This is a genomic window from Microbacterium sp. 1.5R, from assembly GCF_001889265.1.
Classification (GTDB): domain Bacteria; phylum Actinomycetota; class Actinomycetes; order Actinomycetales; family Microbacteriaceae; genus Microbacterium.
The window spans coordinates 2,565,922-2,586,929 of sequence record NZ_CP018151.1; the positions used below are offsets into that span (position 1 = coordinate 2,565,922).

General features: G+C 68.7%; 21 protein-coding genes. 9 read left to right on the forward strand and 12 right to left on the reverse strand.

Going from position 1 to position 21,008, the window contains the following annotated elements; genetic code table 11:
• The first annotated feature begins 209 nt into the window (after positions 1–209).
• Positions 210–1,313: an ABC transporter ATP-binding protein gene (locus tag BMW26_RS12315; RefSeq protein WP_053097292.1), complete on the forward strand. Its 1,104-nt coding sequence runs from the start codon at positions 210–212 to the stop codon at positions 1,311–1,313.
• Between the two features lie 81 nt (positions 1,314–1,394).
• Positions 1,395–2,699, forward strand: a complete 1,305-nt coding sequence (locus tag BMW26_RS12320; protein ID WP_053097294.1) for a DUF4032 domain-containing protein — start codon at positions 1,395–1,397, stop codon at positions 2,697–2,699.
• A 2-nt stretch (positions 2,700–2,701) separates the two neighbouring features.
• Here the strand turns inward: BMW26_RS12320 and BMW26_RS12325 are convergent, their stop codons facing one another.
• From BMW26_RS12325 to BMW26_RS12350, 6 genes are all read right to left on the reverse strand, one after another.
• A complete protein-coding gene (locus tag BMW26_RS12325; protein WP_072591608.1) occupies positions 2,702–3,343 on the reverse strand; it encodes an NAD(P)-dependent oxidoreductase in 642 nt (213 codons plus the stop codon).
• Between the two features lie 10 nt (positions 3,344–3,353).
• Positions 3,354–4,361: a 23S rRNA (guanosine(2251)-2'-O)-methyltransferase RlmB gene (gene rlmB, locus BMW26_RS12330; protein WP_053097298.1), complete on the reverse strand. Its 1,008-nt coding sequence runs from the start codon at positions 4,359–4,361 to the stop codon at positions 3,354–3,356.
• A complete protein-coding gene (cysS, locus tag BMW26_RS12335; RefSeq protein WP_072591609.1) occupies positions 4,354–5,757 on the reverse strand; it encodes a cysteine--tRNA ligase in 1,404 nt (467 codons plus the stop codon). The genes rlmB and cysS overlap by 8 nt, the downstream gene beginning before the upstream one ends.
• Positions 5,758–5,818: 61 nt before the next feature.
• A complete protein-coding gene (locus BMW26_RS12340) occupies positions 5,819–6,409 on the reverse strand; it encodes a short chain dehydrogenase (RefSeq protein WP_056279884.1) in 591 nt (196 codons plus the stop codon).
• Between the two features lie 91 nt (positions 6,410–6,500).
• Positions 6,501–7,700: a 2-C-methyl-D-erythritol 4-phosphate cytidylyltransferase gene (ispD, locus tag BMW26_RS12345; protein ID WP_442923000.1), complete on the reverse strand. Its 1,200-nt coding sequence runs from the start codon at positions 7,698–7,700 to the stop codon at positions 6,501–6,503.
• A gap of 73 nt (positions 7,701–7,773) precedes the next feature.
• Complete coding sequence (locus BMW26_RS12350) at positions 7,774–8,256, reverse strand: CarD family transcriptional regulator (RefSeq protein WP_053097304.1); 483 nt, start codon at positions 8,254–8,256, stop codon at positions 7,774–7,776.
• A 136-nt stretch (positions 8,257–8,392) separates the two neighbouring features.
• Between BMW26_RS12350 and BMW26_RS12355 the strand changes: the two genes are divergently transcribed.
• Positions 8,393–8,929, forward strand: a complete 537-nt coding sequence (locus BMW26_RS12355) for a DNA modification methylase (RefSeq protein WP_083569359.1) — start codon at positions 8,393–8,395, stop codon at positions 8,927–8,929.
• A gap of 91 nt (positions 8,930–9,020) precedes the next feature.
• Here the strand turns inward: BMW26_RS12355 and BMW26_RS12360 are convergent, their stop codons facing one another.
• The gene (locus BMW26_RS12360; RefSeq protein WP_053097307.1) at positions 9,021–9,704 is read right to left on the reverse strand and encodes a response regulator transcription factor; all 684 of its coding nucleotides are present in this window, start codon (positions 9,702–9,704) and stop codon (positions 9,021–9,023) included.
• On the reverse strand, positions 9,701–10,918 hold the full coding sequence (locus BMW26_RS12365) for a sensor histidine kinase (protein ID WP_072591611.1): 1,218 nt from the start codon (positions 10,916–10,918) through the stop codon (positions 9,701–9,703). The genes BMW26_RS12360 and BMW26_RS12365 overlap by 4 nt, the downstream gene beginning before the upstream one ends.
• Positions 10,919–11,139: 221 nt before the next feature.
• Between BMW26_RS12365 and phoU the strand changes: the two genes are divergently transcribed.
• On the forward strand, positions 11,140–11,838 hold the full coding sequence (gene phoU / locus BMW26_RS12370; RefSeq protein WP_053097311.1) for a phosphate signaling complex protein PhoU: 699 nt from the start codon (positions 11,140–11,142) through the stop codon (positions 11,836–11,838).
• Between the two features lie 61 nt (positions 11,839–11,899).
• Here phoU and BMW26_RS12375 read toward each other — a convergent pair whose 3' ends face one another.
• Complete coding sequence (locus BMW26_RS12375) at positions 11,900–12,649, reverse strand: phosphoglyceromutase (RefSeq protein WP_053097313.1); 750 nt, start codon at positions 12,647–12,649, stop codon at positions 11,900–11,902.
• 60 nt (positions 12,650–12,709) lie between these two features.
• Between BMW26_RS12375 and BMW26_RS12380 the strand changes: the two genes are divergently transcribed.
• A complete protein-coding gene (locus tag BMW26_RS12380; protein ID WP_072591612.1) occupies positions 12,710–13,534 on the forward strand; it encodes a class I SAM-dependent methyltransferase in 825 nt (274 codons plus the stop codon).
• A gap of 22 nt (positions 13,535–13,556) precedes the next feature.
• Here the strand turns inward: BMW26_RS12380 and ygfZ are convergent, their stop codons facing one another.
• The 3 genes from ygfZ to BMW26_RS12395 all read right to left on the reverse strand — a co-directional run bounded on the left by ygfZ (position 13,557) and on the right by BMW26_RS12395 (position 15,734).
• Complete coding sequence (gene ygfZ, locus BMW26_RS12385; protein WP_056279879.1) at positions 13,557–14,678, reverse strand: CAF17-like 4Fe-4S cluster assembly/insertion protein YgfZ; 1,122 nt, start codon at positions 14,676–14,678, stop codon at positions 13,557–13,559.
• A gap of 1 nt (position 14,679) precedes the next feature.
• The gene (locus BMW26_RS12390; protein WP_072591613.1) at positions 14,680–15,282 is read right to left on the reverse strand and encodes an FABP family protein; all 603 of its coding nucleotides are present in this window, start codon (positions 15,280–15,282) and stop codon (positions 14,680–14,682) included.
• 164 nt (positions 15,283–15,446) lie between these two features.
• Positions 15,447–15,734 carry a hypothetical protein gene (locus tag BMW26_RS12395; RefSeq protein WP_053099202.1) on the reverse strand — a complete coding sequence of 96 codons (288 nt, stop codon included), beginning with the start codon at positions 15,732–15,734 and terminating at the stop codon, positions 15,447–15,449.
• A gap of 72 nt (positions 15,735–15,806) precedes the next feature.
• Here BMW26_RS12395 and BMW26_RS12400 point away from each other — a divergent pair, with 72 nt between their 5' ends.
• The 4 genes from BMW26_RS12400 to pstS all read left to right on the forward strand — a co-directional run bounded on the left by BMW26_RS12400 (position 15,807) and on the right by pstS (position 20,980).
• Positions 15,807–16,490, forward strand: a complete 684-nt coding sequence (locus BMW26_RS12400; RefSeq protein WP_053097321.1) for a winged helix-turn-helix transcriptional regulator — start codon at positions 15,807–15,809, stop codon at positions 16,488–16,490.
• Positions 16,491–16,544: 54 nt separating this feature from the next.
• Positions 16,545–18,710 (forward strand): RNA degradosome polyphosphate kinase, encoded by a 2,166-nt coding sequence (locus BMW26_RS12405; RefSeq protein WP_053097323.1) that lies wholly within the window; start codon positions 16,545–16,547, stop codon positions 18,708–18,710.
• Entirely contained in the window at positions 18,707–19,684 is a 978-nt protein-coding gene (locus tag BMW26_RS12410; protein ID WP_053097325.1) for an NUDIX hydrolase, read from the forward strand. Before BMW26_RS12405 ends, BMW26_RS12410 begins: the two co-directional genes overlap by 4 nt.
• A gap of 192 nt (positions 19,685–19,876) precedes the next feature.
• The gene (gene pstS / locus BMW26_RS12415; protein ID WP_072591614.1) at positions 19,877–20,980 is read left to right on the forward strand and encodes a phosphate ABC transporter substrate-binding protein PstS; all 1,104 of its coding nucleotides are present in this window, start codon (positions 19,877–19,879) and stop codon (positions 20,978–20,980) included.
• The last annotated feature ends 28 nt before the right edge of the window (positions 20,981–21,008 follow it).

Consider the following 21,008-nt stretch of genomic DNA (forward strand, 5'->3'; position numbering starts at 1 on the left):
GGGGGGCAGGGTGGCCCCGGACGCCACTCGGGCGGCGAACGCCGCGTTAAGCGGCCGAGATCGATGTTAACCAGCCAGGCTGAGAAATACCCAGATGCACGGGCATCTGCCATACTGATCCCGACCCGATGAGGGGTCACGGCGGATCGCTCCGCCGCTCTATCACTACGGATCGTCCGGCACGTACCTGCCGGTGAAGGAGAAACACAATGGCATCTGTGACTTTCGACGAGGCCACCCGCCTCTACCCCGGCGGAACCCGCCCGGCTGTCGACAAGCTCAACCTCGAGGTCGCTGACGGCGAGTTCCTCGTTCTCGTCGGCCCCTCCGGCTGCGGAAAGTCCACCTCGCTGCGTATGCTCGCCGGCCTCGAAGAGGTCAACGCCGGCCGCATCCTCATCGGTGACCGCGACGTCACCGACGTGCCGCCGAAGGACCGCGACATCGCGATGGTGTTCCAGAACTACGCGCTGTACCCGCACATGACGGTCGCCGAGAACATGGGCTTCGCGCTCAAGATCGCCGGCGTCGGCAAGGAAGAGCGCGCCAGCCGCGTGCTCGAGGCCGCGAAGCTGCTCGACCTCGAGGAGTACCTGACCCGCAAGCCGAAGGCCCTCTCGGGTGGTCAGCGTCAGCGTGTCGCGATGGGTCGCGCGATCGTCCGTCAGCCCCAGGTCTTCCTCATGGACGAGCCGCTGTCGAACCTCGACGCCAAGCTCCGCGTCCAGACGCGCACGCAGATCGCGTCGCTGCAGCGCCGCCTCGGCGTCACCACGGTCTACGTCACGCACGACCAGACCGAGGCTCTGACCATGGGCGACCGCATCGCCGTGCTGAAGGACGGACTCCTCCAGCAGGTCGGTTCGCCACGTGACCTGTACGAGAAGCCCGAGAACGTCTTCGTCGCCGGCTTCATCGGCTCGCCCGCGATGAACCTGTTCAGCGCAGACCTGGCAGACGGCGGCGTGCGCTTCGGCACCGAGGTCGTCCCGCTCGACCGCGACACCGTGGGCCGCGCCAACGGCTCGCAGGTCACCGTCGGCGTCCGCCCGGAGGACATCACCGTCGGCCCCGCCGACGGCAAGGGCCTCTCGGTCGTCGTCGACCTCGTCGAGGAGCTCGGCGCTGACGGCTACCTCTACGGTCACACCGAGATCAACGGCAAGCGCGCCGACCTGGTCGCACGTGTCGACGGTCGCAGCCACCCCAACGCCGGTGAGACCGTCACCCTCGCGGCGAACGCGGGCCACGTGCACGCGTTCGACATCGAGTCGGGCGTTCGTCTGAACGACAAGCCGATCGTCTCCGCCTGATCGGACCCACTGACGCGGCGCGGGCTGACTTCGGTCGCCCGCGCCGCTTCTTTCTTTTCCGCCCCGACCCACTGGAGAGACATGCAGGATGCGCTGCGGATCACGGCGAGCTCGATCGACCCGGCCCTGCTCGCCCTCCCCTGGTCGACCCCCCTCGGCAAGTGGCCGTCCGAGCAGATCGTGTCGCTTCCCAAGGGGCTGTCACGGCATCTGGTGCGCTTCGCCGACCTCTCGGGCAAGGTCGTCGCGGTCAAAGAGACGACCGATGAGATGGCGAGGCGCGAGTACGAGATGCTCGGCAACCTGGCCAGGCTCGATGTGCCCTGCGTCGACCGCGTCGCCGTGATCGCGGGGCGATCGGATGCCGCCGGCGAGCCGCTCCCCGCCGCGCTCGTCACCTCGCACCTGCGCTTCTCCATGCCGTATCGCGCCCTCTTCACCCGGGTGCTGCGCCCCGACACGGCGAATCGCCTGGTCGACGCCCTCGCGGTGCTCCTGGTGCGCTTGCACAACGTCGGCTTCTACTGGGGCGACGTCTCGCTCTCGAACACGCTCTTCCGCCGGGACGCCGGCGCTTTCGCGGCCTACCTCGTCGACGCCGAGACCGGTGAACTGCACGAGGAGGGGCTCACCGACGGGCAGCGCCTCTACGACCTCGACCTCGCCCGCACCAACATCGCCGGGGAGATCATGGACCTCGCGGCCGGCGGACGGCTCGAGCACGGCGTCGACGCGGTCGCGATCGCCGACGGCATCGTCTCGTCGTACCACTCGCTGTGGGCGGAGCTGACGGTGCAGGAGTCCTTCGCCGCGGCGGAGACCTGGCGCATCACGGAGCGCGTCGAACGCCTCAACGCCCTCGGATTCGACATCGACGAGATGTCGATGTCGACGACCTCCGACGGCACGGTCGTCGAGATCCAGCCGAAGGTGGTGGATGCCGGACACCACCAGCGCCGCCTGATCCGCCTCACGGGCCTGGACGTCGAGGAGAACCAGGCCCGCCGCCTGCTCAACGATCTCGACGAGTTCCGTGCCCGTTCGACCAAGCAGTGGGTCGACGAGGAGATGTACGCGCACGAATGGCTGACCCGCGTGTTCGAGCCCGTGGTGCGTGCGATCCCCTGGGAGCTGCGCGCCAAGCTCGAACCCGCAGAGGTGTTCCACCAGGTGCTCGAGCACCGGTGGTACCTCTCTCAGGCGCAGGGACGCTCAGTCCCGCTCGCCGAGGTCCTCACGAGCTACATCAACGAGGTGCTGCGCCACCGCCGCGACGAGGCGACCATCATGGGCCCGCCCACCGAGACGATGAGCCTGCCCGTCATCACAGGCACGCACTCCGTCGCCGATGACGACGACGAGGTCGACTGGCGCGACCTCGTCTGAGGTCAGTACCCGACCGTGAAGCGTCCGCGACGGTGCACCGGGCGCTCGATCTCGTCGACCACCGCGACCGCGAAGTCCGCCCCCGAGATGAAGGACTTGCCCTCGGCGTCACGCACGAGCACATCTCCACCATCGCGATAGTGACCGGTGCGCTCACCCTCGGCCCAGGGTCCGAAGACCTCGGCCGGGTGGATGAAGAACCAGTCCAGCGACCGGTCCGTGCTCTGGAGCAGTGCGAGCGAGTCGATGCCGACCTGTGCCTCGTGCTTGTACTCCTCAGGGAAGTCGAGGTCGAAGAGGCGCGGGCCCTCCGGGGCGACCAGGCTTCCACCGGCGCCGCCGACCACGCCGAGACGGGTGCTCGTATCGGCGAGCTCCGCGATGACGTTCGTCAGCGCCTCGAGCACGCGGTCCGCCATGTCGCCACGCGGCGAGAGGGCCGAGACGACGGCATCCGCTCCGTCGAAGGCGTTCGCGAGCGACGAGGCGTCCAGCGCCGAGCCCTGCACGTACGACGCGCCGTCGACAGCATCGGTCGGCGTGCTGCGTGAGATCGCTATCACGTCATGGCCGCGGCTCACCGCCTCGGACACGATGTGGCGTCCGGCGTAGCCGGTTCCTCCGAGCACGACGATCCGAGCCATGACTTCTCCCCTACTTCTTCGCGTTGCGGATGGACGACACCTGGTAGAGCGCGACCGAGGTCGCGATGCCGGCGTTGAGCGATTCGGTCACGGCCGAGATCGGGATCGACACGATCTGATCGCAGGTCTCGGCGACCAGACGCGAGAGGCCCTTGCCCTCTGAACCGGTCACGATCACGACGGGGCGGTCGGCCAGCTGCAGCTCGGGCAGCAGGACGTCGCCGTCGCCGTCGAGGCCGAGCACGAAGACGCCCTGCTTCTTGAACTCCTTGAGCTGCGTGGTGAGGTTGGTCGCCAGCGCGACCGGCACGCGTGCCGCAGCACCGGCACTCGTCTTCCAGGCTGCCGAGTTCACACCGGCCGAACGGCGCTGCGGCAGGATGATGCCGTGTCCGCCGAACGCACCGGTCGAGCGGATGATCGCGCCGAGGTTGCGGGGGTCGGTGATGCCGTCGAGGGCGACGAACAGCGGGACCTCGCCCTTGTCGATGACGGCCTCGAGGAGGTCCTGCGGGTGCGCGTACTCGTATGGCGGCACCTTGACGGCGACGCCCTGGTGGACTCCGTCGAAGCCGGCCATGCGGTCGAGCTCCTGACGCGTGACCTCGAGCACCGGGATTCCGCGGTGGGTGGCGATCGACAGCATCTCCTTGACGCGGTCGTCCATCTCGACGCGCTGCGCGATGTAGAACGCCGACGCGGGGATCTTCGCCCGGAGAGCCTCGAGCACCGAGTTGCGGCCGGTGACGACCTCGACCTCAGTGGTGTTGTCCTTCGCGCGGGCCGAGCGGTTCGGGTTTCCGCCGGACGTCTGACGCTGCCCCGGCTTGCCCTTTCCGCCCGATGCCGCATAGCGCTCGGCCGCGGCCTTGCGCTTGCCGGCCGGGTGCCAGGCGCGGTCCTCCGCCTTCGGGGTCGGTCCGCGGCCCTCGAGGGACTTGCGTCCGAGTCCGCCGGTGCCCTTGGTGGGGCCCTTCTTCTTGCCGTTGCTTGCGCCGGGGCGCTGTGGCTTAGCCATCGATACTCCAATGAGTTCCGGCCGGAGAGTCCTCCAGCGTGATTCCTGCCGCGGCGATCGCATCACGGATGCGATCGGCCGCCGCCCAGTCCTTGTCAGCGCGCGCCTGCGCGCGCTGGGTGATCATCGTCTGCACGAGCGCGTCGAGAGCAGAGGCCTGCGCATCGCCCGTCGACGCGACACCCATGCGCTCGAATCCGAGGACGTCGAGCATCGCGAGCACCTCGCTCCTCGCCGTCCCGGCGCCGTCGGCATCACCGGCGTCGAGCGCCGCATTGCCCGCGCGCACGGTGTCGTGCAGGACTCCGAGCGCCTGCGGGATGCCGAGGTCGTCATCCATCGCGGTGGCGAACGCCCCGGGCAGCGGCGTGCGCTCCCCCCAGCCGAAGGTCTTCGGCAGCATGCGTTCAGCGCGCTCGACGAACGTGCGGACGCGGCCGAGTGCCGCCTCTGCCTCGGTCCAGGACGACTCCGAGAGGTCGAGGCTCGAGCGATAGTGCGCGGCGGCGAGTGCGTAGCGCACCACCTGCGGATCCCGCTCCGAGAGCACGTCACTCGCCAGGGTGAAGTTGCCCAGAGACTTCGACATCTTCTGTCCGCCGACCGTCACGAGGCCGTTGTGCACCCAGTAGCGTGCGAAGCCGTCTCCGGCCGCGGTCGACTGGGCGAGCTCGTTCTCATGATGCGGGAAGCGCAGGTCGAGTCCGCCGCCGTGGATGTCGAACTCTGCGCCGAGGTAGCGTTTCGCCATGGCGGAGCATTCGATGTGCCAGCCGGGGCGACCTGCGCCCCAGGGCGACTGCCACACGGCATCCGCCTGCTCGTCGGGCTTGGCACCCTTCCACAGCGCGAAGTCCTGCGGGTTGCGCTTGCCGCGAGGGTCGGCATCCTCCGCCGCCTCCATCGCGTCGACGGACTGGTTCGTCAGCGACCCGTACTCCGTCCACGAGCGGACGTCGAAGTAGACGTCTCCGGAACCGTCCGGTGCAGGGTAGGCGTGGCCGCGCTCGATGAGGATCGCGATCAGCTCCTGCATCTGCGGGACGGACGCCGTCGCGCGCGGCTCATAAGTCGGGGACAGGATGCCGATGCCGGCATACGCTGCGGTGAACTCCTGCTCCATGCGGTATGCGAGCGCCCACCACGGCTCGACGTCTGTCGCGTTGACGAGCACCTTGTCGTCGATGTCGGTGACGTTGCGCACGAACGTGACGCGGCCGTAGCGGTGAGTCAGCCAGCGCCGCAGGAGGTCGAAGCTCAGCGCCGCTCGGACGTGACCGATGTGAGGGCCGGACTGCACGGTGGCTCCACAGACGTACATCGTGATGTTCTCGGGATCGAGAGGCACGAAGTCGCGCAGCTGCTGTGCGCGGGTGTCGTAGAGGCGGAGAGTCACCGCACAAGCTTACCGGGCGGCGCAATCCGAAGACTGGGTGTGACCCCGGCCCTGCCGCCGCTCAGTCGACCGGGTAGACCTGCCCGGTCTGCACGCCGAGCACGCTCTTCGCGAAGGCCTGCCCCACGCGGTGCGACGACACGGGCACGAAGCCGGGGAACGACGAGTGATACGACGGCGCATCCGCGAGCACCGACGGGCTCACGGCGTTGATGCGGATGCCGCGGGGCAGCTCGGTCGCCGCGGCGACGACGAAGGACTCGATGGCTCCGTTCGCGAGCGACGCCGCGGCGCCGGTGGCGATCGGCTCGCGCGAGAGGATGCCGGAGGTCAGCGTGATCGAGCCGCCGTCGCGCACATACGACGTGCCGATGCGCACGACGTCGAGCTGCGACAGCACCTTGCCGCGGAAAGCCGCTTCGTAGTCGCTCCGGCTCAGCTCGTCGAGCGAGCGGAAGGGCACCTCTCCCACGGCGACGATCACGGCGTCGATCTGTCCGACCGAGGCGAAGAGGTGCTCCACCGACGCCGAGTCGGTGACATCGACGGACGGCTCGCTGCTGCGCGACGCCGAGATGACCTCGTGTCCGGCCAACGCGTCGACGGCCGTGCGGCCGACCTGTCCACTGGCTCCGATGACCAGGATCCTCATGCTGCCTCCTCCGGATCGTGCGACGATCGCACGACGTTCTCCGACAACGAGCGCGGATGCTGAGACATTCCCGCGCAATCCGCGACGCCTGTCAGACCGCATGCACCATCGCGACTGCCGTCACCGCGATCCCCTCGCCTCGCCCGGGAAACCCGAGTCCGTCGGTCGTGGTCGCCGTGACGGAGACCGGCGCGCCACCGAGCGCGGTGGACAGGACCTGCTCCGCCTCCGCGCGTCGCGTGCTGAAGCGCGGTCGATTGCCCTGGAACTGCGCCGAGACGTTGCCGATCGCGAAACCCGCCTCGGTGAGGATCTCCCGGGTGCGGGCGAGGAAGACGTCCGCGTGTGCGCCGGCGTACTCGGGGTGTGCGGTGCCGAAGTGCTCGCCGATGTCTCCGAGCCCTGCAGCGCCGAGCAGCGCGTCCACGATCGCGTGAGCGACGGCATCGCCGTCGGAGTGCCCGGAGAGCGCCGGCTCCCCCGGCCACTGCAGGCCGGCGAGCCACAGGTTCCCGTCTCCACCGAATGCATGCACGTCGGTGCCGAGGCCGACCCGGGGTCCCGTCCACGTCGGGGCGAGATCGGGTGCCGGAATGGCGACAGCCGCCAGCAGCTGGCGGGCGCGCTCGAGGTCGGCGGGCGTGGTGATCTTGAATCCGCTGGGTGAACCCGGGATCTGACGCACGAGGTGTCCGGCGGCGGCGAACAGCGCCGCATCATCGGTGTACTCGACGTCCGAGCCGCTCGCAGCATCGTAGGCGGCCTCGAGCAAGGCTCGCGGAAACCCCTGCGGCGTCTGCGCTGCCGCGAGCTCGGAGCGGTCCACCGGCGCGATGACCGCGTCTCCGTCGACCCGCTTGAGCGTGTCGACGACGGGGAGCGTCGGGATGACCCCTGCCTCGCCGTCGATCGCCCGGGCCACGGCGTCGATCACCTCCGGCGGGGTCAGCGCGCGCGCCGCGTCATGCACGAGAACTCGCGTGACGTCTCCCCACAGGGCCTTCAGACCGGCGGCGACCGACTGCTGCCTGGTCTCTCCGCCCGTCACGACCCTGCCGAGGTCGACGCGATCGCCGGCCGCAGCACGCACCTCGGTCTCCGCGTCGCCCTCGAACCCTGCGGGGGCGACCACGATGACCTGGGCGGGCCCCGCCGCGAAGACGCCGTCGAGCGCGTGGCGGAGGATCGAATGGCTGTCGATGCCGACGAACGCCTTGGGCGCTCCGGCATCCAGTCGCGTGCCGGAGCCGGCGGCGACGACGATGATCGCGGTGTCAGGGACGGGAAGCATGCTCACCAGGTTCACGTTACCGGCGCGCACGAAAAAAGGCGGATGCCGAAGCACCCGCCTTGTCTCGATCCGCTCAGGAAGCGAGGACCTCGTCGAGCAGCGCGCTCGCCTTGTCCTCGTCGGTCTTCTCCGCCAGAGCCAGCTCCGAGATGAGGATCTGACGAGCCTTCGCCAGCATCCGCTTCTCACCGGCCGACAGACCGCGGTCCTGATCCCGACGCCACAGGTCGCGGACGACCTCGCTCACCTTGATCACGTCGCCGGAGGCGAGCTTCTCGAGGTTCGCCTTGTAACGACGAGACCAGTTCGTGGGCTCTTCGGTGAACGGAGCGCGGAGCACCTCGAACACGTTGTCGAGCCCCTCCCGGCCGATGACATCGCGGACCCCGACCAGATCGACGTTCTCCGCAGGCACCTCGATGATGAGGTCCCCCTGGGTCACGTTGAGCTTCAGGTATTTCTTCGCCTCACCCTTGATGATGCGCTCCTTGACCTCGATGATGGTCGCAGCGCCATGGTGCGGATAGACGACAGTTTCGCCAACCTCAAAAAGCATAAAAACTTGTCCTTTCGGCAACCTCAAGGATACCACAGGGGACATGCGCTAAGGTTCGCGCCGCCGCGTCCTCGGGCGGTGCCCCGCATGCGCATAGAATGGGACGCGGATATCCCGTCGTACCTCAGGAGGACCCGTGAAATCGCGCCTTGTTGCGTCTGCCGCCATCAGCGCCCTCGTTCTTCTGGGCGCGACGGGCTGCACGTTCATCTCGCCGCAGGCGACGACGATCGAATACTCCGCCTCCGACGGCGTCAACGTCTCGGACTCCGACGGTCCCATCGACGTGCGCAATGCCTTCATCGTCGCGAATGAAGACGGATCGGTCGGCAACTTCATCGGCGCCGTGGTCAACCCGACCGCCGACAAGGCGACGCTCACCATGACCGTGTCGGGCTCCGATGAGCCGTTCACCGTCTCCGTGCCCGCGGGCAAGACCGTCAGCTTCGGTGCCGACGAGGAACCGCTGCGCATCGACGGACTCGACACCATGCCCGGCGCGACCATCGAGATCCACTTCCAGTCGGGCGACGGTGCCGGCACGAAGACTCAGGTTCCCGTTCTCGACGGCACTCTGCCGTACTACGCCGACCTCGTGCCCACGGAGCAGGAGTCGACACCGACGCCCGAGCCGGCCCCCACGGACACGGCTGCCCCCGCTCCGGCGGAGTGAGCCGGCGCATACGCTGACGAAGAGGCCGACACCCTGCGGGGTGCCGGCCTCTTCTCCGTCATGGGGACGGGCGTGCCGTCCGACGACTGCGTCAGCCCTCGAAGCGGTACCCGAGACCGCGAACCGTGACGAGCATGACGGGCTCCCCCGGGTTCTCCTCGATGCGGGAGCGGATCCGCTTGATGTGCACGTCGAGCGTCTTCGTGTCTCCGAAGTAGTCGCTCCCCCACACGCGGTCGATCAGCTGACCGCGCGTGAGCACTCGACCCGAATTGCGCATCAGCACCTCGAGGAGCTCGAATTCCTTCAGAGGCATGTTGATCTGCTGTCCGGCGACCGAGACGGTGTGGCGATCGATGTCGAGCGAGACGCGTCCCCCGTCGAGCACGCGCTCGTCGAGCTCGCTGTCGGCCTGCACCACGCGACGAAGGACCGCGCGCATCCGGGCGAGCAGCTCGCGGGACGAGTACGGCTTTGTGACGTAGTCGTCGGCGCCGAGCTCGAGTCCGACGACGATGTCCACCTCCGAGTCCTTGGCCGTGACCATGATGATCGGCACCGCCGAGGTCGAGCGGATCTGCCGGCACACCTCGGTGCCCGGCATGCCAGGCAGCATCAGGTCGAGGAGCACGACGTCGGCGCCGCGCTCGCGGAAGGCGGCCAGCGCCCCTGGACCGTCCTCGGCGATCTCGACCTCGTACCCCTCTCGGCGCAGGAGGTAGGCGAGCGGGTCGGCGAGGTCGGGCTCGTCTTCGACGAGAAGGATGCGGGTCATGCGTTCTCTCCGTTTCGGACGCGAGCAGCGGCCTTGGCCGCTTTGCGCTCGCGCTTCTTCTTGTTCTTCTGGTCCTTGTCGATGCTCGGGGGAGCGTCGATCCTCGGAAGCCTGATGGTGAAGGTCGAGCCTCTTCCGGGGCGCGACCAGAGGCGTACTTCGCCGCCGTGGCGCTGTGTCGCATGCTTGACGATCGAGAGTCCGAGCCCCGTTCCGCCGGTGCGGCGGGACCGCGCCTCGTCCGCCCGGTAGAAGCGCTCGAAGATCCGCTCCCGATCCGCCTCCGCGATCCCGATGCCCTGGTCCGAGACCGCCACTTCGACCACCCCTTCATCGGCCTTCACACCGATGCCGACGCGCGACCCCTTCGGGGAGTAGACGATCGCGTTCGCGATGAGGTTGCCGAAGGCCTCGATGAGGATCTGCGAGTCGCCGCGCACCCAGACTCCGCGATCGCCGCCGCGGGCGAGTTCGACCCCGGCGGAGTCGGCCTGCACGACATGCGCCTCGAGCGCGGTGGCGAGAACCTCGTCGATCGAGACGGGCCGCACATCGGACAGCGCATCGTCGGTCTGCAGTCTCGAGAGACTCATGATCCGACCGGTCAGCTGACCGAGACGTGCGGCTTCGGCCGAGATCCGGGTCGCGAAGTGGCGCACCTGAGCAGGGTCGTCGGCCGCCGATTCGATGGCCTCGGCAAGCAGAGTGACGGCTCCCACAGGGGTCTTGAGCTCGTGACTGGTGTTCGCCACGAAGTCTCGGCGCATCTGATCGAGGCGCTCCTGCTCCGTGACGTCGCGGATGATCAGCAGCGTCATGCGCGGACTGATGGCGCTCGCCCGAGCCGACACGAGCCGTGGATCGAGGCTGAGCCCGCCGCGCGTGATGCGCAGCGACTCGGTCGCCGAACTGCCCTCGATGCGTCCGCCACGCACGAGCTGACGCAGCTCGGGGTTCTCCAGGGGTGCGCCCACCTCGATGCCGAACCTGGTCGCCGCCTTCGAGACGGCGAGCACGAGTCCGGACGAGTCGACCACGCATGCCGCATCGTCCATGCTGCCGAGCACGGCGGTCACACCCTCCGGGACCACGAGCGAGGTCTCATCGGCCACGCGCGCCCGCGCACGGTATGCCCAGGCCACGAGAAGGGAGAGGCCGACGCCGATCACGAGGCCGACGGCCAACGCGAGCAGCGCGATCTGCGGCAAGGTCATAACCCCAGCGTAGAGTGCGTTCACCCGCGGATCGGCGGGTTCGCCCGCCCCTGAGCCACGGCGAGAAGTACTATTCACGTGCTGGGCACCGTTCGTTAACCTTCGGAGCAGACAATCGCTTTCGGGCCTGTGCGGGAGCGCTGTGCTCTCCTCTCGTGCGAGCGGCCCGGCCGTCTCGCGTTGACACCACAGCCGAGACCCGAACGAAAGGTTGCGCCGACATGCGCGAAGTCTTCCATCAGTCCCTCGAGGACCTGCAGTCCCAGCTCGTGGAGATCGCCGACCTCGTCACGGTCTCCATCGACAAGGCCACCCGCTCCTTCGCCACGAGCGATGTCGAGCTGGCCGAAGAGGTCATCGCCGATGACGCCAAGATCGATGCGCTGGCCGTGGCGCTCGACGAGCAGGCCATCGAGATCCTCGCCCGCCAGCAGCCGGTCGCGCGAGACCTGCGCGTCGTCGTCACCGCGCTGCGCGTGAGCGCCTCGCTCGAGCGCATGGGCGACATGTCCGAGCACATCGCCCAGCTCGCGCGCCTGCGCTTCCCCGAGCGCGCGATCCCGAAGGGCCTCAAGGGCACCTTCACGAAGATGGGCGAGCTGGACGTCGAGATCTCGCGCACGCTCTCCGAGCTGCTGCGAACCCAGGACCTGAAGCTGGCCGACACCATCCGCAACACCGACGACGACATCGACGAGCTGCACGCCAGCGTCTTCGAGAAGGTGCTCAGCGACAACTGGAAGGGCGAGGCCACTGCGACGGTCGACGCGACGCTCGCCAGCCGCTACCACGAGCGCTTCGCAGACCACGCGGTCGCGGTCGCCAAGAAGGTCATCTACCTGGCGACCGGCGACTGGCGCATCGAGGAGGAGGACATCGCCCTCGCGGTCGAGCAGCAGCAGGAGCTCGGCCACGCCTGAGCGCCGATGACACGACGAAGGGGGCGGATGCTGTCAGCATCCGCCCCCTTCGTCTGCGGTGTTACTTCTTGCCCTGCGCTGCCACGGCGGCAGCACCGGCGGCGGCGGCCTCGGGGTCGAGGTAGCGGCCGGGACCGGTGGGGACGTTGTTCTCGTCGAGCTCGTACACGAGCGGGATGCCGGTGGGGATGTTCAGCTCGGCGATGTCATCGTCGCTGATGCCCTCGAGGTGCTTCACGAGGCCGCGCAGCGAGTTGCCGTGCGCGGTGACGAGGACCGTCTTGCCTGCTTCGAGGTCGGGGACGATCGCGTCGTCCCAGTACGGCAGCAGGCGATCGATGACGAGCTTCAGCGACTCCGTCCGCGGCACCTCGCCGTCGATGCCGGCGTAGCGCACGTCATTCACCTGGCTGAACTCGCTGTCGTCGTCGAGCACGGGCGGCGGCACGTCGAACGAACGGCGCCACAGCTGGAACTGCTCCGGACCGAACTCCTCGAGCGTCTGCGCCTTGTCCTTGCCCTGCAGAGCGCCGTAGTGACGCTCGTTGAGGCGCCACGAGCGCGTGACCGGGATCCACAGACGGTCGGCCGCGTCGAGCGCGATGTTCGCGGTCTGGATCGCACGGCTGAGCAGCGAGGTGTGCAGCACGTCGGGCAGGATGCCCGCCTCGGCCAGGAGCTCGCCGCCGCGGCGGGCCTCGTTCCGGCCCTGCTCGTTCAGGCGGACGTCCACCCATCCGGTGAAGAGGTTCAGTTCGTTCCACTCGCTCCGGCCGTGACGGAGCAGGATCAGGGTGCGCTTCGAAGTCATGGCCCCAGTTTATCGGCGCAGCCGGACGCGTCCACGCCCATGCCCTGCGAGGATTGACGCATGGCGTCATCTCCCCTCGGTCGGCCGACCCGCGGCACCACCGGGACGAACAGGCTGCGCCGCAACGACCGCTGGATCGCGGTGAGCCCCGCGTTCCGCCGCGCCACGGATCCGCTCGTCATCGACCTCGGCTACGGCGCCAGCGGGGTGACCGCCTTCGAGCTCGCCACCCGACTGCAGCGCGTGCGAGCGGATGCCGAGGTGCGCGGCCTCGAGATCGATCCGGTCAGAGTCGCGACCGCGACTCTGCAGCTGGTCGAGGTGCAGGCAGGGAACACCGCCTTCTCGCCCGATCTGCGCGTCTCCTTCGCCCGCGGTGGATTCGAGGTGCCTCTGCCTGCCGGGCGGCGCCCCGCGGTGATCCGCGCGATGAACGTGCTCCGCCAGTACGACGAGTCCGATGTCGCCGCGGCCTGGAGCACGATGGCCGGGCGCCTCGCTCCCGAGGGCCTGCTCGTCGAGGGCACCTGCGACGAGATCGGTCGGGTGTCGAGCTGGGTCGACGTCGACCCGACCGGATCGCCGCTCCGGTTCACGATCTCGCTGCGTCTCGCGGATCTCGAGCATCCGAGCATCGTCGCGGAGCGGCTGCCGAAAGCGCTGATCCACCGCAACGTGCCCGGCGAGCGCGTGCACGCCCTGCTCGTCGACCTCGATCGCGAGTGGAGCCGTGCGGCGCCGTTGTCGGCCTTCGGAGCGACGCAGAGATTCCTGGGCGCGGTCGCCGCTCTGCGCGATCAGGGCTGGCCCGTGCTCGGCGTCAAGAGCCGGTGGCGACTCGGTGAGCTCACGCTCCCGTGGAGTGCGGTCGCACCGCTCCCCTGAAGGGAGCTTCTCGCCCCGCGAGTCAGCCCGCCTGGCGCGGATCCGGTGCGCTCGGGCGTCGGGACAGTCGGGTGATACGAGGGATGTCGGCCGTGGCACCGGCATCCGCCGGCACGATCACCTGCTGCGTCGCGGCGATGTCGACCCCCTCGGCGCGGACGACGAGATCGCCGACCGGCGTGCGACGCGACAGGATCGCGAGGGCGATGGGTCCGTCCTCATGGTGCCGGGCGACCGACGTGATGTGACCGACCTCGTCGTCGCCCGCGAGCACCGCATCGCCGACCGCGGGCAGCACGGCCTCGCTGCCGTCGAGGTGCAGTGCCGCGAGCCTGCGCGGCGGGTGACCCAGGTTGTGGACCTTCGCGACGGTCTCCTGTCCGCGGTAGCAGCCCTTGTTGAGGTGCACGGCGGTGCGGATCCAGTCGGACTCGTGCGGCAGCGAGCGCTCGTCGACCTCGGCCGACCACCGCGGTCGCCAGGCGGCGATGCGCAGCGCCTCGGCGGCGAGGAGTCCGGCGACCTCTTCCGGTGAGAGCGTCGCTGCCAGCGCATCTGCTGCCTCGGCGGTCGCGATGGCCACCTTCCAGGCGAGGTCTGCACCCGGGTGATCGAGGACCTCGGCGTACTGGTGACCGCCCGCGCTCACGCGCTGCCACGGATCGGTCCAGATCAGCGGTGCGCCTGCAGGAGCGGATGCCGCTGCAGTCCCACGCTCAGCCGCCGCGCCTCCGTCGACGAAGCCGAGCAGCGCGAGATCGGGACGCACCGCGACGGTGGCCTGTGTGCGGAACTTCATCCGCGTCAGCCAGGTCGCCAACGCCTCGGCGTCGCCGGCATCCGCGATGAGCCAGGTCGATGCCCCGTCGTCGAGGACGCCGGCGGCGTGCTCGACGCGCCCCTGAGGGTCGAGCACGAGCATCTCGGTGCTCTCGCCGGGCGCGAGCCGGCCGACGGACTGCGAGGTGATGGAATCCAACCAACCGAGTCGTTCCGGTCCCGCGACCTCGATGACCGTCCGGTCGTCGAGCGGCACGATCGCCCCGCCTGAGGCGAGGCGACGCTGCTCACGGAACGCGTCGCCGAAGTGGGCGATCCCGCCGTCGCCGGTCACCGCGCCGGGGATGCCGGAGAAACCGGTCATGTCAGACCTTGGCCAATCGTGCCGACGCGTGCGCCCGCATAGGAGTGCCGAGAGCCGCGATGTCCCAGGCCCAGAGCAGGTGGTTGTCGACGAGTCCGTACATGCGCGTCGCGGCGCCGTACTCCTTGGCACCCGCACCGCGGACGATCGCGTCGGAGGCGATGTCGATGCGCGGACCGTTGATCTCGCCGAGGTACAGCTCGAGCGTCCCGTCGGCGTGTGCGAGAGAGACCTCGATCGGGAATCCGCCCGATGCCGCGCGCAGTTGCTCGACGTCGTCGACGCCGCGCGTGACCGGCCCGGTCAGCGGCGGCAGCAGCCCGGGGCCGGGATCGGCGGCGGTGGCCGGACGGCTGAGTCTCCAGAAACCGGTCTCGGCGACGAGCGGGAGGGAGACCGCCTGGTCGTCGCCGGTGAACGTCGCAGTGGCCGAGTAGTTGAGGAACGGGCCGCCGTCGTGGCTGAAGCTCACGCGATGCGTGAACTCACCCTGTAGACGCTCGTCGCCGACCGGATAGTCGATGACGCCGGTTCCCTCCCAGACGCCGATGAGCCACGAGAGCGGCGCGAGGTCGGCGGGGAGATCGGTGGGGAGCTCGAGCACGATGCTCAGCGCTGGCCGCGGAAGAGGTTTCTCAGCACGACGACCGAGACGAAGGCGATCGCGAGGCTCGCCAGGCCCAGGAGGCCGATGAAGAAGAGTTCGAGCGCCATGAGGTCCATGGCCACCACTTTACCCTGCGGTAGACCCGGTGTCTCGTCTGCGGATCAGGTGAGGAGTGCGGCCAGGCCGAAGCCGACGGAGATCACGCCCATCAGCAGCAGCGCACCGATCGTGCTGGCACCCACACGGAAGATGAAGCCCTGTGTGCGCCCGTACTGCAGCTGCACGGCGAAGGAGAGGAGCACGATCGCGCCGAACGCGACGAGCAGCCACGGCACCCGCCACTCCTCGGCGACGAAGATGCCCACGCCGACAGCGGCCACCAAGGCGACGGCCCAGACGATGAGCACGCCGACGAAAGCATTACGCGGTGCGAGCGCTGGATCCGTCATGACTCCATTGTCACCCATCGGCGCCCGGTATCATTGCGGCACGGCGTACCCCGCCGTCCGGAAGGAGTGCGTGTGGCCCAGGTCCTGGTGTTGACCAATGCTCCGGTCTCGGAGCAGGTCCTGCCCGCACTCGAGCTCCTCAGCCATCGAGTGCGTCAGATCCCGGCCGAGCCCGCCCAACTCGTGAGCGCCCCCGAGTACGACATCGTGATCGTCGACGGTCGTCTCGATCTCGTCGGGGCGAAGTCCCTCTGCCGCCTGCTGCGGGCCACAGGGCAGGACGCCCCGCTGCTGCTCGTCGTCACCGAGGGCGGCATGAGCGCCCTCTCGGGCGAGTGGGGCATCGACGACGTGCTGCTGTCGACTGCGGGGCCGGCCGAGACCGACGCGCGGGTCAGGCTCGCACTCGCACGCCGTGACGAGGTCGCCGAACCGACCCGCGTACAGGCGTCGGGCGTCACGATCGACGAGCAGTCCTATTCGGCGAAGCTCCGCGGACGCCCGTTGGACCTCACCTACAAGGAGTTCCAGCTGCTGCACTTCCTCGCCACGCACCCCTCTCGCGTGTTCACCCGCGAGCAGCTGCTCAGCGAGGTGTGGGGATACGACTACTTCGGCGGCACCAGAACGGTCGACGTGCACGTCCGCCGACTGCGGGCGAAGCTGGGCGACCAGGAGCAGATCATCGGCACGGTGCGCAACGTCGGCTACCGATTCAACGTCTACGACGAGGAGCCGGTCGCCGCTGCGCGCTGACGCACGAGAGGTCAGTTCACGCGCGCGACACCTCACGGTGCTTAGATGTACCCCATGATCGATCCCGCACTCGCCGACGCAGGTCTCGGTGACGCTGAAGATGACGACTTCGATGCCATCGAGTCCCCGGACGCGCTCCTCCCCGACCACCGCTACCTCGATCGTGAGCTGAGCTGGCTCGCGTTCAACCAGCGCGTGCTCGAGCTGGCGGAGGATCCCTCGCTCCCCGAACTCGAGCGCGCGAACTTCCTCGCCATCTTCGCGAGCAACCTCGATGAGTTCTTCATGGTCCGCGTCGCCGGGCTCAAGCGTCGCATCGTGACCGGCCTGGCCGTGCCCACCAACATCGGCCGCTCCCCCGCCGACGCCCTCGCCGACATCGCTCGCGAGGCGCACGCGCTGCAGCTGCGCCACGCCGACGCGTGGAAGTCGCTGGTGCGACCGGCTCTCGCCGAATCCGGCATCGAGATCACCGAATGGTCCGAGCTCAGCGACGACGAGCGGTCCAAGCTCTCCGAGTACTTCGGCGCGCAGGTCTTCCCCGTCCTCATGCCGCTCGCGGTCGACCCCGCGCACCCCTTCCCGTACATCTCGGGACTGTCGCTCAACCTCGCCATCCGCATCCGCAACGCCCGCACCGGCCGCCAGGAGTTCGCCCGCCTCAAGGTGCCGCCCATGCTTCCCCGCTTCGTCGAGGTGCCCGGAACCGGCGAGATCAAGCGCTTCCTGACGCTCGAGGAACTGATCGCCAACCACCTCGGCGACCTCTTCCCCGGTATGGAGGTCCTCGATCACCACGCCTTCCGCCTGACCCGCAACGAGGACGTGGAGATCGAGGAGGACGAGAGCGAGAACCTCATCCAGGCGCTCGAGGCCGAGCTGCTGCGGCGCCGCTTCGGCCCGCCCATCCGCCTCGAGATCACGGACGACATGGACGAGGTCACGATGGACCTCCTCGTGCGCGAGCTCGAGATCACCGACCAGGAGATCTACCGCCTGCCCGGGCCGCTCGATCTGCGCGGCCTGTTCGACCTGTCGCGCATCGACCGACCCGATCTCCGCTACCCGCCGCATCTGCCCACCACCGCGGTCGCCTTCCAGCCCACCGGCAGCAACACGCGGGCCGACATCTTCAAGGCGATCCGCAAGTCGGACGTGCTCGTGCACCACCCGTACGAGTCGTTCACCACCAGCGTCGTGGCGTTCCTCGAGCAGGCGGCGCGCGACCCGCACGTGCTGGCCATCAAGCAGACGCTCTATCGCACCTCGGGTGACAGCCCGATCGTCGAGGCGCTGATCAACGCCGCCGAGTCCGGCAAGCAGGTGCTGGCGCTGGTCGAGGTCAAGGCCCGCTTCGACGAGGCCAACAACATCGTCTGGGCGCGCAAGCTCGAGAAGGCGGGAGTCCACGTCGTCTACGGCCTCGTCGGACTCAAGACCCACTGCAAGCTCGCCCTCGTCATCCGCGAGGAGGACGGCGTGCTGCGCCACTACTCGCACATCGGCACGGGCAACTACAACCCGAAGACCAGCCGCATCTACGAGGACTTCGGGCTGTTCACCACCGACGCCCAGGTGGGCAAGGACCTCACGCGTCTGTTCAACGAGCTCAGCGGCTACGCGATCGAGAAGAAGTTCAAGCGTCTGCTCGTGGCGCCGCTTCACCTGCGCAAGGGACTGGTGCGCCAGATCGACCACGAGCGCCGCAATGCCGAGGACGGCAAGCCCGCCGGCATCCGCATCAAGGTGAACTCGATGGTCGACGAAGAGGTCATCGACGCTCTGTACCGCGCCAGCGCCGCCGGCGTGAAGGTCGACGTGTGGGTCCGTGGGATCTGCAGCCTGCGCACCGACCTCGAGGGCATCAGCGACAACATCACCGTCCGCAGCATCCTCGGCCGGTACCTCGAGCACTCGCGCATCTTCGCATTCCACAACGACGGCGACGCCCAGGTCTACATCGGCAGCGCCGACATGATGCATCGCAACCTCGACCGCCGCGTCGAGGCGCTGGTGCGCGTCACCGACCCGGTCCACATGAAGGATCTGCTCGATTTCTTCGATCTCGCCATGGACCCGGGAACCACGTCGTGGCACCTCGGAGCCGACGGCGTCTGGACCCGCCACGCCGAGGATGCCGCAGGCAAGCCCCTCGTCGACCTGCAGGACAAGACCATGGGGTTGATCCAGCGGCGTCGTCGAGCACGGGCGGTTCGATGAGCGCGCACACGAGCACCCAGACCGCACGGTCGAAATGGACGGACAAGGCCGTGTATGCGGCCGGCGCGGTCGTGTGGAGGCTCATCGACGGCAAGCTGCGCATCCTCCTGATCCATCGCACGAAGTACCGCGACGTCACGCTCCCCAAGGGCAAGGTGGATCCCGGCGAGATGCTCGCCGAGACCGCGGTGCGCGAGGTGCATGAGGAGACCGGCATCCGCGTCTCCCTCGGCGTGCCCGTCGGCGTCAGTCGGTACCACCTGCCGTCGAGCAAGCAGAAGGTCGTGCACTACTGGGCGGCCGAGGCGACGGCCGACGCGATCCGCGCCTCGACCTTCGTGCCGAACCGCGAGATCGCCGCGCTCGAATGGGTGAGCGTCAAGAAGGCCCGCGCCCGGCTGAGCTACCCCGTCGACATCGAGATCCTCGACTTCTTCACGCAGCTCGTCGACGACGGCGTGCTGCGCACCTTCCCGATCATCGCTCTGCGTCATGCGAAGGCGCTTTCGCGCTCGGACTGGGACGGGGCGGATGCCGCACGGCCTCTGACAGACCGCGGCGAGCAGCAGGCGAAGTCGATCGTCGGTCCGCTGCGGGCCTTCGGTGTGCGCAAGATCATCACGAGCGATGCCGTGCGCTGCATGCAGACCGTGGCGCCCCTCGCGAAAGCCCTCGACCGCAAGACCGTCACCACCCCGAAGATCAGTCAGGATGCGTGGGAGGACGGCGACGACGATCTGCGTTCCGTGGTCGGCCGGCGCGTGCGCTCCGGCAAGCCCGCCGTGCTGTGCAGCCATGGCCCGGTCCTCCCTGGAATCCTGACGGAGATCGCGCTGGCGACCGGCACCGTCCGCGGCTCGTACGTGAGCAGCGCAGCCGATCTCGAACCGGCCGCCTTCTCGGTCGTCCACCTCTCGGCGTCGAATCCGGGGTCGGGGATCATCGCGATCGAGACGCACATCCCCAAGGCGTGACACCGTCCGTCTCGCGCCGCGAGCCGTGGGAAGGCCGCACCCGGTTCCGGGTGCGGCCTTTCGCATGCCCCAGAGAGACGCGTGCCGTTCACCTCCCGTTCACCTGCGCGGGAGAGTCTCGTTAACCGCCGCACATAGCGTCACTGTGTGCCCTGCACCGGGCCCCACCCATCAAAGATCGAAGGATCCACAGTGAAGATCTCCCGAATCGCACGTATCGGCGCCGTCGGCGCCGTTGCCGCTCTCGCACTCGCCGGCTGTGCCGCGAACGAAGGCGGAACCGGCGGCTCCACCGACGCCCCGAGCGAGTCCACGCTCTCCGGCACGATCGAGGCCACCGGCGCCTCCTCGCAGGAGGCCGCGCAGCAGTCCTGGGTCGCCGCATTCCAGACCGCCAACCCCGACACGACGGTGAACTACACCGCCACCGGTTCGGGCACCGGCCGCGAGAACTTCATCGCCGGCTCCTCGAACTTCATCGGCTCCGACCGCGCGTTCGACGCCGACGAGCTCGCCGCAGGCGGCTTCGGCTCCTGCACCTCCGACGACATCGTCGAGATCCCCGTCTACATCTCGCCCGTCGCCGTCGCGTTCAACCTCGAGGGCATCGACGAGCTGAACCTCGACGGCCAGACCATCGCGAAGATCTTCTCCGGCGCCATCACCAACTGGAACGACGCCGCCATCGCCTCGCAGAACGAGGGCGTGGAGCTTCCCGACCAGGCGATCGTCCCCGTGCACCGCGCAGACGCGTCGGGCACGCAGGAGACCTTCACCAAGTACCTCAGCGCCGTCGCCCCCGACGTGTGGACCTTCGAGGCCAGCGACGAGTGGCCGCTGTCGACCGGTGAGGCCGGCGACGGCACCTCGGGCGTCGTCGACGCGATCACCAACGGTGTCGGCTACATCGGCTTCGCCGACGCATCACGCACCGCTGACCTGGGCCAGGTCGCCGTCGAGGTCGAGGGCGAGTACGTCGCGTACTCCGCCGAGGCAGCCGCAGCGCTCGTCGAGGCATCCCCGCTCGAGGAGGGGCGCTCCGACCACGACCTCGCGTACGCCGTCGACCCGGCCGCAGCGCCCGCCGGCTCGTACCCGATCGCACTCGTCTCGTACCTCATCGGCTGCGTCGAGTACGACGACGCCGAGACCGCCGGTCTCGTGAAGGCGTACTTCCAGTACGTCGCATCGGCCGAGGGCCAGGACGCTGCAGCAGAGGCCGCGGGCAGCGCCCCGATCTCGGACAGCCTGCGCGAGCAGATCAACACGGCGATCGACGCGATCGTCACGGAGTGATCGACGGCTCAGCACACCGCTGAGCCCC

What these genes read in the sequence shown, in the direction of transcription:
- rlmB (WP_053097298.1), bottom strand. Translation starts at nt 4,361, where the DNA reads ATGGCTAAGCCACAGCGCCCCGGCGCAAGCAACGGCAAGAAGAAGGGC.
- BMW26_RS12360 (WP_053097307.1), bottom strand. Translation starts at nt 9,704, where the DNA reads ATGACCCGCATCCTTCTCGTCGAAGACGAGCCCGACCTCGCCGACCCG.
- BMW26_RS12340 (WP_056279884.1), bottom strand. Translation starts at nt 6,409, where the DNA reads ATGAGGATCCTGGTCATCGGAGCCAGTGGACAGGTCGGCCGCACGGCC.
- BMW26_RS12325 (WP_072591608.1), bottom strand. Translation starts at nt 3,343, where the DNA reads ATGGCTCGGATCGTCGTGCTCGGAGGAACCGGCTACGCCGGACGCCAC.
- BMW26_RS12405 (WP_053097323.1), top strand. Translation starts at nt 16,545, where the DNA reads ATGATCGATCCCGCACTCGCCGACGCAGGTCTCGGTGACGCTGAAGAT.
- BMW26_RS12380 (WP_072591612.1), top strand. Translation starts at nt 12,710, where the DNA reads ATGGCGTCATCTCCCCTCGGTCGGCCGACCCGCGGCACCACCGGGACG.
- BMW26_RS12410 (WP_053097325.1), top strand. Translation starts at nt 18,707, where the DNA reads ATGAGCGCGCACACGAGCACCCAGACCGCACGGTCGAAATGGACGGAC.
- BMW26_RS12395 (WP_053099202.1), bottom strand. Translation starts at nt 15,734, where the DNA reads ATGACGGATCCAGCGCTCGCACCGCGTAATGCTTTCGTCGGCGTGCTC.
- BMW26_RS12375 (WP_053097313.1), bottom strand. Translation starts at nt 12,649, where the DNA reads ATGACTTCGAAGCGCACCCTGATCCTGCTCCGTCACGGCCGGAGCGAG.
- BMW26_RS12365 (WP_072591611.1), bottom strand. Translation starts at nt 10,918, where the DNA reads ATGACCTTGCCGCAGATCGCGCTGCTCGCGTTGGCCGTCGGCCTCGTG.
- ispD (WP_442923000.1), bottom strand. Translation starts at nt 7,700, where the DNA reads ATGCTTCCCGTCCCTGACACCGCGATCATCGTCGTCGCCGCCGGCTCC.
- BMW26_RS12315 (WP_053097292.1), top strand. Translation starts at nt 210, where the DNA reads ATGGCATCTGTGACTTTCGACGAGGCCACCCGCCTCTACCCCGGCGGA.
- BMW26_RS12350 (WP_053097304.1), bottom strand. Translation starts at nt 8,256, where the DNA reads ATGCTTTTTGAGGTTGGCGAAACTGTCGTCTATCCGCACCATGGCGCT.
- BMW26_RS12320 (WP_053097294.1), top strand. Translation starts at nt 1,395, where the DNA reads ATGCAGGATGCGCTGCGGATCACGGCGAGCTCGATCGACCCGGCCCTG.
- phoU (WP_053097311.1), top strand. Translation starts at nt 11,140, where the DNA reads ATGCGCGAAGTCTTCCATCAGTCCCTCGAGGACCTGCAGTCCCAGCTC.
- ygfZ (WP_056279879.1), bottom strand. Translation starts at nt 14,678, where the DNA reads ATGACCGGTTTCTCCGGCATCCCCGGCGCGGTGACCGGCGACGGCGGG.